The following is a 15,036-nucleotide window of genomic DNA, read 5'->3' on the forward strand; positions in this document are numbered from 1 at the left end:
CGGGCGTTGGGCAGCGTGTAGCGCGCGCCGGACGTAGGTGAGAGCAAGCCTGGATTGAGAAGCTGCATCCGCCCGGACGTGCTCATCCTGGACGACTTCGCGATGCGCCAGCTGTCCGCGGCCCAGGCCGACGACCTCTACGAGTTGGCCAGCGAGCGGCAGAGCCGGTCCCTGATCATCACCAGCAACCGCGCTCCCAGCGATTGGTATCCGATCTTCCCCAACCCCGTCGTCGCTGAGTCGCTCCTGGACCGGCTGATCAACACCAGCCACCAGGTCATCATGAACGGCCCCAGCTACTGGCCGGACAAACGCCCCAAGAACCCCGCGTCAGCCGCCGGCGGCCATCAGGAGAGCCGGTAGCCCACTGAAGTAGGGGTGGCATAGGGTCGCAGCCGTGACCTATCCGCTTCCTTCCCCGGCGCTGAAAGAGTTCCTCGCGACACTCCGTCGCGGTGAAGAACGCACGGGGGTGGTCACCGCGAGCGAGACCTTCGGCGTGGTCGTCGACCTTGATGGAGCCCCCGAGCCTTCGGTGGGCTTCATTCCGCCGCCAGAGGTCTACTGGAAGTGGATCTCTTCCTGCGACGAGGTCGTGACGATTGGCCAGCGGGTGACCGCGGCGGTGCTCGCCGTCGACTCCGAGATGCGCGGGCAGGCTGTCCTGTCCCTGATCGCCCTGCAGCCCAATCCCTGGCTGGCCTGGGTTGATCAGGTCGGCAGCGTCCTGCGGGGACGCGTCACGAGGCTGGTCCCGTTCGGCGTGTTCGTGAGCGTTGACGACGGGATGGACGGCCTACTCCACAGCTCCGAGTTGTCGCGGCTCGGCAGCGACCGCGATATCCGGGTCGGTGACGAGCTGACGGCGCGGATCGCCGAAGTGGACCCGGCACGGCGTCGCATCCGCCTCTCGCTCCCGACCGAGCGCACGGCATCGGGCTGACACCATCGGCCCGCCTGGGCCGCCTCAGCCAGCCAGCCCCTGGGGAATTACGTGACCGCAGCCCTGGGGAATTACGTGGTTCTGGCCGCGATGCCGTGAATCCCAGGTCATGCCCGAAGCAGGATGCGGGTGCGGAGGGGGCGAAACGAAGCACGACCATACATGGCTCTCTTGATGGTCTTGATGCGGTTGACGTGGCCTTCGACGATGCCCGAGATCCAGGGGAGGGTGGGGCCGGCGGTGACGGCGTCGAGGTCAAGGCAGAGGTTCTGCGCGAAGGACAGGATCGGGGCCGGCGCGTCGCGTTCGGCCTCGCGTACCCACTCCAACAGTTGATGTCCGCGCCGACGTTGCAGCAGGTCGTGGAAGGTGCGGGCGAGGTCGCAAGCCCGGGCATTGTCGGGGCAGGCCAGCCTCACCTTCAGAAGTTGGTCTTCCTCGTGCGGCCGCAAAGTGCCGCAGGGCAGCATGATCCACTTGGTGATCAGGCGAGGATTGGGGATGGCGCCGCGGGCGGTTTCGACGGTTCCCGTCCTGAGCCCGGCCACGTAGCGACGTACTGGCAGATCGCTTCCCTGGTACCCGCGTTGCTGGATCTCGCGGAAAAGGTCGGTGGGGCTGGCGACACCGTCGGTGAACCGCTCGGTCAGGTAGGCGGTGAACGGCTCCAGGACCCCTTTGGGGCGTCCATGCCGACTGGAGGAGAGCAGCTGGTCGAGGTCGGTGTCGCGGAAGCGGCGGACAGTCTTGCGGTCCAGGTGCAGGAGGCGGGCGATCGCGGAGACGGAGCATCCTTCTGCGAGCAGGCGGTGGATGTCGACGTACCGGTCCCGGGTGCGGACCGCGATCTTCGTCGGCGGCAGTGTCGGCGGTGGAAGCGGATTGATGATCGGCCGGGGCTGTGCGTCCCGTTCGGCTTCGGCCTGTTTCCGCAGGCAGGGACGGTGCTGGTGGCATGTCTTCTCGACGGCTGAGGAGAGGTTGGCGAGCAGGTGCCAGCGATCGGCGACCTCCTGGGCGTCCGGTGCCGCGTCGCGCACGGCGCTGGCGTAGGCACTGGCCCGGTCCCTGCAGATGATTTCCGTGCCGGGATGTTCCCGCAGCCAGTCGGCGAAGGTGACCGCGTCCCGGTCGGGGAGGACGTCCACCACGTGGGCCGCTTCCACGTCGACCAGGACGGTGCCGTAGCGCCAGCCCTTGCGGAAAGTAAACTCGTCGACCCCCAGCACCCGCGGCGCTTGCTCGGGCACCGCCGGGGCGGTGAGCAGACCCAGCAGGTGGGTGCGGTCGGCCGGTAACTGCAGTGTTCGGCACAGGCGTTCACCGGGGCGGCCACCCAGGAACGTGGCGATGGTTCGCATCCATCGGCGCAGGCCGACGCTGTGCCGCCGCTGCCGTTCAGTGAGGTCCGGGACCTGCTCGGCGAAGGTTCGCCGATTGCAGGTGCGTCGCCCACAGAAGAACCGGCGCACCTGCAGCGAGATCACCAATCGCCGTCCCACCACCGGGCGTTCAGCCAGCCGGCGTATATAGCGAGAGTGGATGCGACGCCCTGGACAACCACAATCCGGACAAGATGACGTCCAACCGCAGGCCGACGCCTCGACGACCACCCCCTCCGCGCCGACACGGACCGCCGTGACATGCACATCGATCCCGGGAAACAGCACATCCTCGACCCCCACAGCCCCCATACCTGGGCAATCCCCACGAGAAACGTTCCCGCACTCGCGCCATGACCTGGGGATTCACGGCATCGCAGCCAGAACCAATTACGTGATCGTCCACATGAACGCTTTGCAGCAACTGGGACGACACGGCACAGCCGACCGGCTCGATGTCCGACAGCGACTGGACGGGGTCCCGCTCGCCGAGCCGAACGCGGTGGCGAGGCTGGAGGTCGCATCGGCTGCTCGACTCTTCCCGCGCCAGGGGGCCGAGGAGTCATCCGTGACCGGCCCTCTCCCCGTCCGGGGAACAAAATCAGGCTGCCACGGCTGCCCCGGCGACGCCGATTCCGATGGCGATGAACAGCCAGCCAGTTGCCAGTTCCCAGCGGTGACGGATCTTCGGGCGGGCCAGGAGCGTGCGCAGCCGGGCGGCGACGGCGACCAGGGCGAACCAGTAGGCGACGCCCAGGAAGACATCCAGGGTGCCGAGGAAGAGGATCTGCCGCGTCGTCGCGCCGCGGCCGTGCACGAACTGCGGCAGGATGCTGACGAAGAACAGTGCCGCTTTGGGGTTGAGCACGTTGGTGAGGAAACCCTGGGCGAAACCGGACCGCCTTCGGCCGCGAGCCGAAGCATCCTTCGCGGCGCTTTCCGATGTCAGGCCGTCCGCGGGACCGTCGGCCGCCTCCCGCCCGGCGGTCCGCTCGTGGGCAGCCCGTCGGGCAGCCAGCACCGCCCGGATCCCCAAGTAGACGAGGTAGGCGGCACCCACAAGTTTGATGGCGTCGTAGACCGCCGACGAGCGCGCGGCGATCAGCGACAGTCCGACGGCGGCGGCGAGCATGTGCACGCACAGCCCGGCCTGTGCGCCCAGCGCCGCGGCCCGCCCCTTGGCGGGATGCTCGGTGGCCGATCTCACCACCACGAGAAAGTCCGGGCCGGGCACGACGTACGCCGCCAGCACGACGCCGAGGAAGCTGACGAGGTCGACCGACATCTGTTCTCCCTTTCATTGGCCTCGTGGCCTTCATTGGTTTCGTGGCCGGTTCGCGGCGCGAGGTCACTTCGTGAGCCGCGCCCGCACGACCGAAGGGCAGCCCCCAGGCCAGGCCGCGCCCGCGCGGTGCGGACAGTCCGTTCCGCGCAGACCGTCGCGGCGAAGGCGCGGCGTGCGCACTCCGCCGGCGCTGATCCGGTCCTGTAGCGCACCGTCGGACCAGAGCACTCCCGTGCACGGTATCGGTGACAAATGCCGGGTGTAGCCACGGAAGGTGCCGTTGTGCTCGCCGGGCTTCCACACGTCGTAGTCGGGGCGCAGCAGCGTGAGGGCCATGGGCGTCCCGTACCCGCTGATGGACTTGGACAGGCAGACGATGTCGGGAACAATTCCGGCCTAATACAAAGGGAAAAGATGGTCCGGTGCGTCCGCAGCCCAGCGGGATGTCGTCCACCACCAGCGTGCCGTGCTCCCGTGCCCAGGACGCCAGCGCGCACATCTCCTCCTCCGGTACTCCCGAGGCTGCTACATCGCGTCAAGCAGTTCGGAAGAGATCGTCCGGGTTCGGGGATTTTGAACAGTTGACGACAGACGGCTCGTTTCAGGCGGCGCTGTGCATCGGGGAACGGCCGGGTCCAGCCGCATGCGGATGAGCGTGATGGTGTGCAAGGCACGGTTCAGCTGCCGGTCACCACTGCGGTTGATCCGATGCCGGTGCGTGGGCCACGAAGAAGCCGGAACGGGAGGAACGCCGGCGAAGGACGCGAAGGCTGTCTCGGAGCGGAAGCGGCCCGGGTGTAACCATCTGGCCAGCACCTGGGCTGCGGCGATCGGTCCGACTCCTTGCAGTTCCAGCGGCTCGGGAGCCATCTGACGCACGAGGCTGAGGATCTCGCCCTCGAGGTCCTCGGACTCAGCTTGCAGTGTTTGAACGCTCTGGGCAGTAGATTTCAGCCCCAGGCCGTCATGCGGTGCTCGATGTTTTGCGCTGGGTGGTCCCTCAGCTGGGCACGGCGGTTGATCCGTGCCGGATGCTGGAGTTTGCGCAGTTCAGCGCGGAGGTCGTCGGGTGCCGAAATGATCAGGCCCTTGAGCTGGTTGATCGCGGCTGGGGAGGTGAGCAGGGCACTGTGGCAGGTGACGAGGTGAACCCGCAGGGCCTCGCTTTTACCTTGGGCCCCCTCGGCTCGATGAGGTGCTCACTGGTCAGGGCTTCCTCGGCTGCTCGGACGGCGTCGAGTATGTCGGTCCTGCGACTGCCGCGGGCCGCCGGCCGCTTGGGAGGCAGGGCCTCGACGACCTGTTCGCCGGCCTCGTCGAGGAAGGTGGCCAGCCCGGCGCCGTAACTGCCGACTGCTTACCACGCCAGGCTCGGTGTCGGGTCACCGCTTGTCGAACGCCTTCCTCCCGGCCAGAGCCCGGACGCCCGGTGAGAGCCCGGACGAAACAGGCAGCGGCAGGATCCTGGAACTCGCCCGGGCGGCGATGTCACCCGGATCGGCCACGGCAGCACGGCCGACGCCGCACCGCGAGCCACGGCAGGGGCCCGCGGCCGGGGAACCGCACTGCCCTGCCCCGGTTCGGGCACATGTGACGGACACTGGACGGCAGGAGAAGGGAGGCCGACCGTGCTGACCATGGTCCGTGAGCAGCTGGGCCAGGCCCTGTTCCGTCGTGTCGCGGGCCCCGGCGGGCCGGTGACACGGGCCCGTATCCACAACACCCCCGGCCCGCGCTGGTTCGGACCGCACCGCCCGATCCGTACGGTCCACGGTGATGCCTCGATGTTCATCGGCGGGCTGAGCGCACTGCTGTTGCAGTCCTTGCATCCGCTCGCCATGGCAGCGGTGACCGGGCACTCCGGTTACCGTGGGGACCCCTGGGGCCGGCTCCAGCGCACCAGCACCTTCCTGGCTGTGACGACCTACGGTACCGCCGCGGACGCCCAGCGGGCGGTCGACCGGGTCCGTGGCATCCATGAGCGGATCCGTGGAACAACGGCCGAGTGCGTGCCGTACCACGCGGCGGATCCGCACCTGCTCGGGTGGGTGCACGCCGCCGAGACGGACAGCTTCCTGCGTGCCCACGAACGCTACGGAGCCTGCCCGCTGGACGCTGCCGGCTACGACGCCTACGTGGCCGACGCCGCGCGCGTCGCAGAGGCGCTGGGGGTGAGCGACCCACCGTGCGACCGCCGCGAGCTGTCCGACCGCCTGACCGCCTACCGGTCCGAGCTACGAGCCACGGCCGAGGCCCGGGGTGCCGCCCGCTTCCTGTTGCTGCGACCTCCTCTACCGCTTGCGGTGCGACCCTTCTACGCCGGACTGGCTGCAAGCGCCGTCGCCCTGCTCCCGCCCTGGGCCCGCGGCATGCTGTGGCTACCCCGTGTACCGGTCGTCGAGGACCTCGCCGTACGCGCCACCGGCCAGGCCCTGACCCGGACCATCCGCTGGGCCATGACCCCACCACGACAGTCCCGGCCGGAGTGAGCAATTATCCGGCTTCTCCCTCCCACCGTCCCTGGCCACATGTCCCCCGGCGATGTCCGCGCCCAGGATCGACTCGCCCCTCGGTGCACGGCAGTGTGACCCGCTCTCGCGATCACGCCGCCCTCGCCCGCCGCGCTGTCCCCGCCCGAGCTCCCTCGCGCGCGCCGCCGTCCGCCTTGCATGTCCCGAAGTTCGCTCAACCGCCCGCGCCGGGCCACTTCCACGTGTGGGTACTGAACCACCAGGCGAGGACTTCGGCGAGGACCAGAACGAAGAGGATCATGAGCAGGACACAGCCGCATACGACGGGCAGGACCCGTACTTTCAGACCTCGGTTCTCGAGGCCCGGTCGGCGCGACGGTGGGCTTGCGGTCGAGCCCTGCTCAGAGAGAGGACGTGAGTTCGGCATGAGGTGATCGTCTGCCCCCGGCCCGTGTGCCGCAGCTTCAGTACTCCGGCAGCACCGTGACCGGTCCGTCGCGTCACGCGCTGCAACGGGCAGTTCATCGTCCTGCACCTCGATGTCCGCCCGCTCTCGAGCCGCCACCGCTGCCCCTCAAGCGGCAAGGAGGGTGCGCTGACCTGCGGGTACGGGGCCGGAGCGGACGTCAGTGCCGGACCGGCGCAAAGTTTGCCCTCCGGCCCGCCGGTGCGCAGCGCGCACCCGGCCAGGGCTCCCGGGGCGGTGTCGCACCCGGTGGAGCCGGAGATGCCGGTCGTCCGTCCGGTGTGCATGTGGGGTGAAAGCTGCTACGAATTTTTTAGTCGTTCATAGTCACCTCTGGTCACGCGTCTCGAATATTTTGGCTCTGTGAAGCTTTCGGAGTGGGCGTGCCAGCAGGGGTGAGCTGCCGGACTGCCTGGCGGTGGGTGAAGGCGGGGAAGATGCCCGTGTCTGTCCGCCAGGTGCCGTCCGGGACGTGGATGGTCGGTGAGGTCGGCATCTCGTCGTCCGAGCGTGTGGTGGCGTGCTGTCGCGTGTCGTCCGCGGAGCAGAAACCCGATCTTGAGCGGCAGGCAGCCCGGGTCGTGGCCGGCGCGAACGGGCTGGACCTGGCCGTCGCCGAGGTCGTCACCGAGATCGGCTCGGGGCTGGACGGGCGGCGTCGCAAGCTGCACCGTGTCCTGGCCGACCCGTCTGCCACCGTGATCGTGGTCGAGGACGGTGACCGGCCGGCCCGGTTCGGCATCGAGCACCTCGAAGCCGTTCTGTCCGCGTCCGGGCGGCGGCTGGTGGTCCTCGACCCCACCGAGACCGCTGATGATCTGGTGCGCGACGTCACCGAGGTGCTGACCTCGATGTGCGCCCGCCTGTACGGGCGTCGCTCGGCGAAGCACCGGGCCGCTCGCGCGGTGGCCGTGGCGACCGCCGAGGACGCCGGGTGAAGAAGTTCCGGCCCCGACCCGACTTCGTGGTGCAGGCGTTCCGGTTCGCGCTGGACCCGAACGCCGCCCAAGAGACCGCGCTGCGCTCGCACTGCGACGCGGCCCGCGCGGCGTACAACTGGGCTGTCGGCTGGGTGACCGCTTCGTGGTGGCAGCGCCGTGCCGAGGAGACCTACGGCATCGCCGAGGAGCATCTGACGCAGTGGCGGCCGTGGTCACTGCCCGCGCTGCGCAAGGCGTTCAGCGAGGCCAAGAAGACCGACCCACGCTTTGCCGGATGGTGGGAGGACAACTCCAAGGAGGCGTACTGCACCGGCCTGGCGAACGCCGCCGCAGCGTTCGACAACTACGCGAAGTCCAAGCGCGGACAGCGCAGAGGCAAGCGAGTCGGTATGCCGCGTTTCAAGTGGAAGCACAAGGCGCGCCTGGCCTGCCGGTTCACCACCGGCACCATCCGCGTCGACACCGACGGCCGGCACGTCACCCTGCCCCGGCTCGGCGCGATCCGCACCCACGAGCCCACCGGCAGCCTCCTGGCCCGGGGGCAGGCCGGGACGGCCCGGATCTTGTCCGCGACCGTCCGGCACGAACGCCATCGGTGGTTCGTCTCCTTCCAGTCCTTCCAGACCGAGGTGAAGCGCGACCTGGTGCGCATCGCCCGTCCGGACGTGGCGGTCGGGATCGACCTCGGCGTGAAGAGCCTCGCGGTGATGGCCGACAGCACCGGTGAGATCCGCACCGCCGCCAACCCGAGGCATTACGACCGGACCCTGAAGCAGCTGCGCCGCGCCTCGCGCACGGTGTCCCGCCGCCAGGGCCCCGACCGCAGGACCGGCCGGCAGCCGTCGAAGCGGTGGGAGAAGGCCAACGCCCAGCGGAACAAGGTCCATCACCGGGTGGCGAACCTGCGCGCCGACGCCCTGCACAAGCTGACCACCGCCGTGTGGCAGCCGAGTACGGCACCGTCGTGATCGAAGACCTCAACGTCGCCGGGATGCTCCGCAACCGGCGCCTGGCCCGCAAGATCGCCGATGCCGGATTCGGCGAGATCCGCCGACAGCTCGCCTACAAGACCCGTCAGCGGCATGCGCCGCGCCTTCTCGTCGCGGACCGCTGGTATCCCTCCTCCAAGACCTGCTCCGGGTGCGGCGCGGTGAAAGCCAAGCTGCCGCTGCATGTCCGGACCTACGCATGCGAGGCCTGCGGCCTGGTCCTGGACCGGGACGCGGGCGCCGCGCTCAACCTCGCCGCGCTCGCGGCAGCCCGCACGACTGGTACCGGAGTGGCCGGAGACCAGGACACCGCCCGGCGGTGTCGAAGCCTCGTGGAGCCGACCGTAAGACCCGCGCCACCCGCCCCCGCCGCAAGGCGCAGGCGGGGCGGGCAGGTGGCGCAACCCTGCCGCCACAGCGGCAGACGGAAACGAGAGACCGTCCTCAAACCGAGCCCCTGACGCTCTGGTGAGGTGACGGACCATCCGGGCCGAAATACCCGGAATGCTGAAGCCTGACTACGGCCTCAGCAACGGTCAGGCCGCCGCTGCGCCGAGGAGTTCGCCGATGCGGGCCTCCACGGCGGGCGTCAGTTCGGTCAGGGCGTAGGTGGTGGGCCACATGGCGCCGTCGTCGAGGTGCGCCTGGTCGCTGAAGCCGAGTGTGGCGTACCGGGTCTTGAACTTCGCCGCGCTCTGGAAGAAGCAGACGACCTTGCCGTCTCTGGCGTACGCGGGCATGCCGTACCAGAGCTTGGGGGTGAGGTCCGGGGCTGCGGACCGGATGATCTCGTGGAGGCGTCCGGCGAGGGCGCGGTCGGTGTCCGTCATCTCGGCGATCTTCGCGAGGACGTCCTTCTCCCCGTCCGCCTTGGCCGTGCGCGGGCTGCGGCGCGCGGCGGTCTTCAGTTCCCGGGCGTGCTCCCTCATCGCGTCGCGTTCCTCGGCGCTGAAGCCGTCGTACGTCGTGCCGGCCGTCGCTCCGGCGCGGGCGGGCTTCTGCGTGTTCGTCATCGTGGCTCTCCTCGGTGTATCGGGTGTGCTCGGGGTGATCGGGGGTGCCGCGTCGGGTCAGCTGAGCCAGCGGCTGTCGCGCATGAGGTCGCGTCCGGGCAGTTCGTCGGCCTCGCGCCAGGCCTGGACGCGGCGCGGGGTGACGCGGAACCAGCGGTACGGCGTGGTCTGCGCGCGGGGGTCGAAGCCGGTGCGTGCGGCGAAGCGTTCCGCCTGCTGTCGCGGCGGCGCGTCGGGTTCGAGGACTTCGACGTCGCCGTCGATCACCGTGACGTCGCGGGTGGGGCCGAGTGCCAGCCGGGTGGTCCGGCAGGCGGCCAGGTTGCGGCCGGTCGGGCTGGCGGCCGGGGTGGCCATCAGCAGCGTTTCGCCGTCCCAGTCGAAGGACAGAGGCACCAGGTACGGCGTGCCGTCGGCCGAGGCGCTGGCTACCCAAACGTCGACGTCGTGGGTGAGGCGGTGCTCGGTGTCACGGCGTCGCACCGCCCGGGAGCGGGGTCCGGCGTTCACCGGACGTGCCAGCCGACGGTGTGCGGCACGGCGGCGCCGTGGCGGGCGAACGAGCGGGTCATGGTCGCTCCTGTGGTCGTGGATCAGGGCCAACCCTTGTGTGTTGCACTGGGGTTGACCGGCGTGCTCACAGCCTTTCGCGGGCGGTGTGGGGGGGCGCCTCCGTGCCGACCACGGAGAGCACCACGGATAATGACCCCGTGTCCACTGACGTGATCTCGGCTCGGGAATCCGAAGTGCTCGCGCTGCTCGGGGAGCATCTCAGCAACGCGGAGATCTCCGAGCGGCTGTTCATCTCCGTCCGCACCGTGGAGTCGCATGTCTCCGCGCTGCTGCGCAAGCTGGCGCTGCCGGACCGGCGGGCGCTGTCGCGGCGGGCAGCGGAGTCCGCCCGTGCGGGGCGTTCGCGCCCGGCGCCGGTGCTGCCGGAACCGCTCACGGCGTTCGTCGGGCGGGTGCGGGAGCGCGCGGAGCTGGCGGCGGCGGTGGGGTCGCGTCGGCTGGTGACGGCGGTCGGACCCGGTGGGGTGGGGAAGACCCGGCTGGCGTTGGCGGTGGCACGTCAGGCTGCCGAGTCTGGTGACTTCGCCGACGGGGTGTGGTTCGTCGATCTGGCCCCGGTCGCCGATGCACAGCGGGTGGGGGCGGCTGTCGCGGCGGCGGTGGGTGTGGGCGAGCAGCCGGGTCTCGGTGTCGACGAGGCGGTCCTGGCCGCGCTGGCGGATCGCGGGGCGCTGCTGGTGCTGGACAACTGCGAGCAGATACGTGACGGGGTGGCGCCGTTCGTGGAGCGGCTGCTGGTGGCCTGCCCCGGCGTGCGGGTGCTGGCGACGAGTCGGGCCCGGATGATGGTGCCGTTCGAATGGGTCTTCCCGGTTCCGCCGTTGTCGTGGGAGGGCGGGGGCGAGTCGGAGGCCGTGGCGTTGTTCGTGGAACGGGCGGCGGCGGTCGGTCCGGTGCCGGATCCGTCTGTGTTCGATGAGATCTCGGTCGTCTGTGAGCGGCTGGGCGGGATGGCGCTGGCGATCGAGCTGGCGGCGGCGCGGTGGCCGACGCTCGGACCGGACGGTCTGGCCGCCGGGCTCGGCGACCAGTTGGGGATCCTGGCCGGGGGGCCGCGCGCGGAGGTCCGGCACCGGTCGGTGCGTGCGGCCCTGGACTGGAGTCATGACCTGCTGGAGCCGCGGGATCGGGCGCTGTTGCGCCGGATCTCGGTGTTCGTCCTGCCGTTCACCGCCGGGGCGGCCGCCTCGGCTGCGGCCTTCGTCCCCCTGGATCCGCTCGCGGTCGCCGACGGGCTCGGCAGGCTCGCCGAACAGAGCCTGCTCACCGCGACACCGTCGGCGGCCGGCACCCGGTACCACGCTCTGGAGACGATCCGTCAGTACGGGACGGAACGGCTCGCCGAGGCCGGTGAGCTGGCGGACGTGCGATCCCGCCACCTGGGTTGGTGCCTGGCGGGTGCGACGGCCCTGGCGGACGGTGACGGCACGGATCGGCGCGGGCAGTTCGATGCGGTGGCGGAGGACCTGCGGTCGGCCCTGGCCTGGGCCGTGGGCCGGCCCGAGCACCGGGTGGACGCCCACCGTCTCGCGCTGTCCCTGGCCGGGCTGGCGTTCACCGGCAACCTGCTCGGTGAGGCCCAGCAGCGGTTCGAGCAGGCGGCCACGCTCGCCGGTGCCGCGGCGGGGGCCGCCGCGTTGCGGGAGGCGGCGGGGGTGGCCGGTTGCCGCAGGCTCGGCGACGACATGTTCCGTCTGCACCTCGCCGCCGCCGAGGTCGCCCGCGGCGCCGGTGACACCGTCGCGGCGGGCCGTGATCTGGCGGCCGCCGCCACTGTGGCGTATCGCTTCTCCAGCGAGTTCGCGCTGGTGCCGGCCGTGGACGAGGTGACCGGCGTGCTCGCGGCGGCGCGGGAGCTGTCCGGTGACGGTGACCCGGCGGGTGAGGCGGCCGTCGCGCTGGCCGAGGCGGCTGTGCTCGCGGACGCGTTCGGCGCCGTGCAGGGGGCTGCCGACAACACCGCGGAGCGCACGGTCCGGTACGCGGAACGGGCGGTGGCACTCGCGCGCGCGGCCGGTGACCCGGTGGGCGAGTCCGCGGCCCTCGACGCGCTCTGCGGTGCCCGGACCTGGTCCGGTGACTCCTTCGGCGCCGCGGATGCCGCCCGCCGCCGGATCGGCCTCCTGGCGTCGGTGCCGCATGGGCCGGCCGCCACGCACGAGCTGATGGACGCCCTCGCCATGGCCGCCGGCACTGCCCTGGGCGTCGGGAATCTGGCCCAGGCCCGCCAGTGGGGCGTTCAACTGGCCGACCAGCCGCTGTTCGCCGAGGTGCGCCACCACGCCACGTCCTGGCTCCTGGTCACGGACGCCTTCGCAGGCGACGCCGATGCCGTGCTCACCGGTGGCGAGAGGTTCCTCGACGCGTGGCAGCGCAGCGGCCGGCAGCGGTCGTTCTCGCTCGGTCCCGCCGCCGCGTCGGTCGCGATGATCCACGGCCTGCGCGGCGACCACGACGCCCGGGCGGCCTGGCTCGCGATCGTCGGGCAGGCCGGTACCGCGTCGGAGCACCACCACGGCTACGGCGCGGTGTTCGACGCCATGGTGCTGCTGCACCACGGTGACGCGGAGGCGGCCCTGGAGCGGCTCACGCCGGAGCCGGAGCGGGTGTGGAAGTGGATCTCCTGGATATGGCTGCACTGGTACGTGGCGCTGCGGGCCGAGGCCTCGGTACTCGCCGGGCATCCGGCTGCCGGGGAGCGCGTGGACGCCGGGCTCCGTCTGGTCGCCGGCAACCCGGTCGCCGGCGCCCAACTGCAGCGCGCGCGGGCACTGCTGGAGGGCGACGTGACGCGGCAGCTCGCCACCGCCGCGGCATTCGATGCGTCCGGCTGCCACTACCAGGCGACACGCACGCTGCTGCTTGCCGGAAACGACCATGCCGCCGCCGGGACGGCGGCACTCGCCGCACTGGGCCTCGCTCCCGGGGCCCGGTGAACGCTGCGCCGAGCCTGCGTGCGCCCGGGAAGCGCGGCCATGCGCCGACGGCACCGGCCGCGGCACGCTCTCGCCGTGCGAAATACCTGTCGTGCGGCTCGACTCGGGGGATTCCCCTACGCCCATCAGTGTTCAGTTCAGCCAGACGCTCCTGCAGGAACCGGTGCGTCTGCTCGCTGGTGGCGAGGTCTTCGTTGCAGAAACGCCGTCTTCCCATGACGTCTTGCCGCGGGAGCGGACGCGCAACTCCCCTCCTGTGATCCGGTACCGCCGGTAGTCGCGGAAGTTCTCCTGCACGGTGCCGGACTGCAGCTCGAAGCCATTTTTGTGGTCGAACCCTGCGGAGCGGAATTCTGACATGACGCACGCCTGCCGACGCAGTTCGCAGACCACTTCCGGGGAAGCATCCCGCGAACTCCTGCATCGTCCGCGCGATACGGCAGCCCCCTCACTTCCCAGACCCGGTAGGCATCCGAGAACGAGTGGGACGGGTTCCGGACGCTGGTCTCCGTCGCGCGGGTGACCGCACAGGCCAGACACCGCCCGCCCTCGAGGGTGTGCCGACGGCTGGGCCGCAGCACGGCCTGCCCGCCGGCGGGCTCGTCACCAAACTGCGGGCGCACCTCGGTGAGCCACCACGCCAGCAGCCCGTCTACCCCGTCGATGGCCGGCACCAGGTCTGCGGTGTACGCCGGGGCGCGGTCGACGTCGCCGAGCTCCCGATGGTTCCCGACCTCCCCGACGCCCGGATTGCGTCTCTTTTCAGCCGTTCCCCTATAACGCCCCTGTACGGAAAGGTACTTCCGTACGGGAGTACGCGCCTGACATCTTGCATCCACCACTCGTTTCGTACGGCCCCGCCAATACCCTCAGCGCGGCCGGGCCGTCTCCGGAGGACGCATTGATATCCCACATATCGAGCCGGACTAGACGCACGCTGGCCTTGGCGGCCACGCTCGGTGCCGCCCTGGCGTTCGGCTCCCCGGGCGCCCTCGCGGGCACGCTGCCCATCGACCGCTCCCCCGCGCCGGCCGCCAAGGCGCACGCTGCGGCCGCCGTGCCGGCTTCCCAGAGTGCGGCCTGGGTGGCCGGCACGCGTGCCTACCTCGTGATCACCGCCCCCGGTGACAGTTCGGCGGTCCGCTCCGCGATCGCGGCCAACGCAGGCACCGTCTTCTCGAGCTTCGACGCCATCGGCGTGATCGTCGCCCACTCGGCGTCCAGCGCATTCGCCGCCACCATGCGCGGCGTCGCCGGCGTGCAGCAGGTCGGTGCCACGCGCACCTCGGACGTCCCGGCCGACGCCTACAACCCGGCGCTCCCGGCCAATCCGGCCCAGGCCTCGACCCCGGCAGGAGAGCCGGTCCGGGCCGACATGAGCCAGATCAAGGCCGACCAGGCCTGGGCCGTGAACCCGGGCTCCGCCTCCGTCACGGTCGGCATCCTGGACACCGGTGTGGACGACCAGCACCAGGACTTGGCGCCCAACTTCGACGCGGCCGACTCGGTCTCCTGCGCCTATGGCAAGCCGGACACCCGTGTCGGTGCCTGGCGGGACGTCGACACGCACGGCACCCACGTAGCGGGCACCATCGCCGCGGCCAAGAACGGCAAGGGCGTCGTCGGCGTGGCCCCTGGAGTGAAGATCGCCGCGGTCCGGGTCGCTGAGCCGGGCAACTCCTTCTTCTTCGCCGAGAACACCATCTGCGGCTTCGTCTGGGCCGGTGACCACGGCTTCAAGGTCACCAACAACAGCTACTACACGGACCCCTGGCAGTTCAACTGCCCGGACAACATCGACCAGGCCGCCATCATCGAGGGCGTCAAGCGCGCCCAGGAGTACGCCGAGAGCAAGGGCTCCCTCCAGATCGCTGCCGCGGGCAACGAGAACTACGACCTCGCCCACAAGACGACCGACGCCGCAAGCCCGAACGACTCAACCCCGGTCACCCGCACGATCACCAACGCCTGCCTCGACATCCCGACCGAACTGCCGGGCGTGGTCACGGTCGCGGCCAACGGCACGGGGGTCACCAA

Annotated in this window: 14 protein-coding genes and 1 pseudogene; 8 read left to right on the forward strand and 7 right to left on the reverse strand. The window is 70.6% G+C overall.

From position 1 onward, the window contains the following. Window positions 1-42 precede the first annotated feature (42 nt). A pseudogene (locus tag ACWC24_RS32950) lies at window positions 43-363 on the forward strand (ATP-binding protein); the annotation flags it as partial. A 34-nt stretch (window positions 364-397) separates the two neighbouring features. Further along, window positions 398-943 carry a S1 RNA-binding domain-containing protein gene (locus ACWC24_RS32955; protein ID WP_450666562.1) on the forward strand — a complete coding sequence of 182 codons (546 nt, stop codon included), beginning with the start codon at window positions 398-400 and terminating at the stop codon, window positions 941-943. 107 nt (window positions 944-1,050) lie between these two features. Here ACWC24_RS32955 and ACWC24_RS32960 read toward each other — a convergent pair whose 3' ends face one another. From ACWC24_RS32960 to ACWC24_RS32975, 4 genes are all read right to left on the reverse strand, one after another. Then, entirely contained in the window at window positions 1,051-2,628 is a 1,578-nt protein-coding gene (locus ACWC24_RS32960; RefSeq protein ID WP_450666563.1) for an ISL3 family transposase, read from the reverse strand. A 298-nt stretch (window positions 2,629-2,926) separates the two neighbouring features. Next, window positions 2,927-3,610 (reverse strand): LysE family translocator, encoded by a 684-nt coding sequence (locus ACWC24_RS32965; RefSeq protein WP_450666564.1) that lies wholly within the window; start codon window positions 3,608-3,610, stop codon window positions 2,927-2,929. A 63-nt stretch (window positions 3,611-3,673) separates the two neighbouring features. Beyond that, on the reverse strand, window positions 3,674-3,946 hold the full coding sequence (locus tag ACWC24_RS32970) for a hypothetical protein (protein WP_450666565.1): 273 nt from the start codon (window positions 3,944-3,946) through the stop codon (window positions 3,674-3,676). A gap of 189 nt (window positions 3,947-4,135) precedes the next feature. Continuing rightward, complete coding sequence (locus tag ACWC24_RS32975) at window positions 4,136-4,480, reverse strand: IS110 family transposase (RefSeq protein ID WP_450666581.1); 345 nt, start codon at window positions 4,478-4,480, stop codon at window positions 4,136-4,138. Window positions 4,481-5,238: 758 nt separating this feature from the next. Here ACWC24_RS32975 and ACWC24_RS32980 point away from each other — a divergent pair. The 4 genes from ACWC24_RS32980 (at window position 5,239) to ACWC24_RS32995 (ending at window position 8,938) form a co-directional block, all read left to right on the forward strand. Next, the gene (locus tag ACWC24_RS32980) at window positions 5,239-6,099 is read left to right on the forward strand and encodes an oxygenase MpaB family protein (RefSeq protein WP_450666566.1); all 861 of its coding nucleotides are present in this window, start codon (window positions 5,239-5,241) and stop codon (window positions 6,097-6,099) included. Between the two features lie 825 nt (window positions 6,100-6,924). Continuing rightward, window positions 6,925-7,485: an IS607 family transposase gene (locus ACWC24_RS32985; RefSeq protein WP_450666567.1), complete on the forward strand. Its 561-nt coding sequence runs from the start codon at window positions 6,925-6,927 to the stop codon at window positions 7,483-7,485. After that, window positions 7,482-8,456: an RNA-guided endonuclease TnpB family protein gene (locus ACWC24_RS32990; protein ID WP_450666568.1), complete on the forward strand. Its 975-nt coding sequence runs from the start codon at window positions 7,482-7,484 to the stop codon at window positions 8,454-8,456. Before ACWC24_RS32985 ends, ACWC24_RS32990 begins: the two co-directional genes overlap by 4 nt. After that, window positions 8,429-8,938: a zinc ribbon domain-containing protein gene (locus ACWC24_RS32995; protein ID WP_450666569.1), complete on the forward strand. Its 510-nt coding sequence runs from the start codon at window positions 8,429-8,431 to the stop codon at window positions 8,936-8,938. The genes ACWC24_RS32990 and ACWC24_RS32995 overlap by 28 nt, the downstream gene beginning before the upstream one ends. 75 nt (window positions 8,939-9,013) lie before the next feature. On the opposite strand, the gene ACWC24_RS33000 is transcribed toward ACWC24_RS32995, so the two are convergent. Both ACWC24_RS33000 and ACWC24_RS33005 read right to left on the reverse strand, forming a co-directional pair. Beyond that, on the reverse strand, window positions 9,014-9,490 hold the full coding sequence (locus ACWC24_RS33000) for an iron chaperone (RefSeq protein ID WP_450666570.1): 477 nt from the start codon (window positions 9,488-9,490) through the stop codon (window positions 9,014-9,016). A 57-nt stretch (window positions 9,491-9,547) separates the two neighbouring features. Beyond that, on the reverse strand, window positions 9,548-10,000 hold the full coding sequence (locus ACWC24_RS33005) for a pyridoxamine 5'-phosphate oxidase family protein (protein WP_450666571.1): 453 nt from the start codon (window positions 9,998-10,000) through the stop codon (window positions 9,548-9,550). Between the two features lie 200 nt (window positions 10,001-10,200). Between ACWC24_RS33005 and ACWC24_RS33010 the strand changes: the two genes are divergently transcribed. Then, entirely contained in the window at window positions 10,201-12,999 is a 2,799-nt protein-coding gene (locus tag ACWC24_RS33010; protein ID WP_450666572.1) for an ATP-binding protein, read from the forward strand. Between the two features lie 132 nt (window positions 13,000-13,131). Here ACWC24_RS33010 and ACWC24_RS33015 read toward each other — a convergent pair whose 3' ends face one another. Then, on the reverse strand, window positions 13,132-13,359 hold the full coding sequence (locus ACWC24_RS33015) for a hypothetical protein (RefSeq protein WP_450666573.1): 228 nt from the start codon (window positions 13,357-13,359) through the stop codon (window positions 13,132-13,134). 577 nt (window positions 13,360-13,936) lie between these two features. On the opposite strand from ACWC24_RS33015, the gene ACWC24_RS33020 reads away from it, so the two are divergent. After that, a partial coding sequence (locus ACWC24_RS33020) for a S8 family serine peptidase (RefSeq protein ID WP_450666582.1) occupies window positions 13,937-15,036 on the forward strand: 1,100 nt, incomplete at its 3' end.

The sequence above is a fragment of the Streptomyces sp. NPDC001443 genome (assembly GCF_053597355.1).

Bases quoted from the DNA above. Each gene is read 5' to 3' on its own strand.
- ACWC24_RS32965 (WP_450666564.1), bottom strand. From the start codon at position 3,610: ATGTCGGTCGACCTCGTCAGCTTCCTCGGCGTCGTGCTGGCGGCGTAC.
- ACWC24_RS32970 (WP_450666565.1), bottom strand. From the start codon at position 3,946: ATGGCCCTCACGCTGCTGCGCCCCGACTACGACGTGTGGAAGCCCGGC.
- ACWC24_RS32975 (WP_450666581.1), bottom strand. From the start codon at position 4,480: ATGGCTCCCGAGCCGCTGGAACTGCAAGGAGTCGGACCGATCGCCGCA.
- ACWC24_RS33000 (WP_450666570.1), bottom strand. From the start codon at position 9,490: ATGACGAACACGCAGAAGCCCGCCCGCGCCGGAGCGACGGCCGGCACG.
- ACWC24_RS33015 (WP_450666573.1), bottom strand. From the start codon at position 13,359: ATGTCAGAATTCCGCTCCGCAGGGTTCGACCACAAAAATGGCTTCGAG.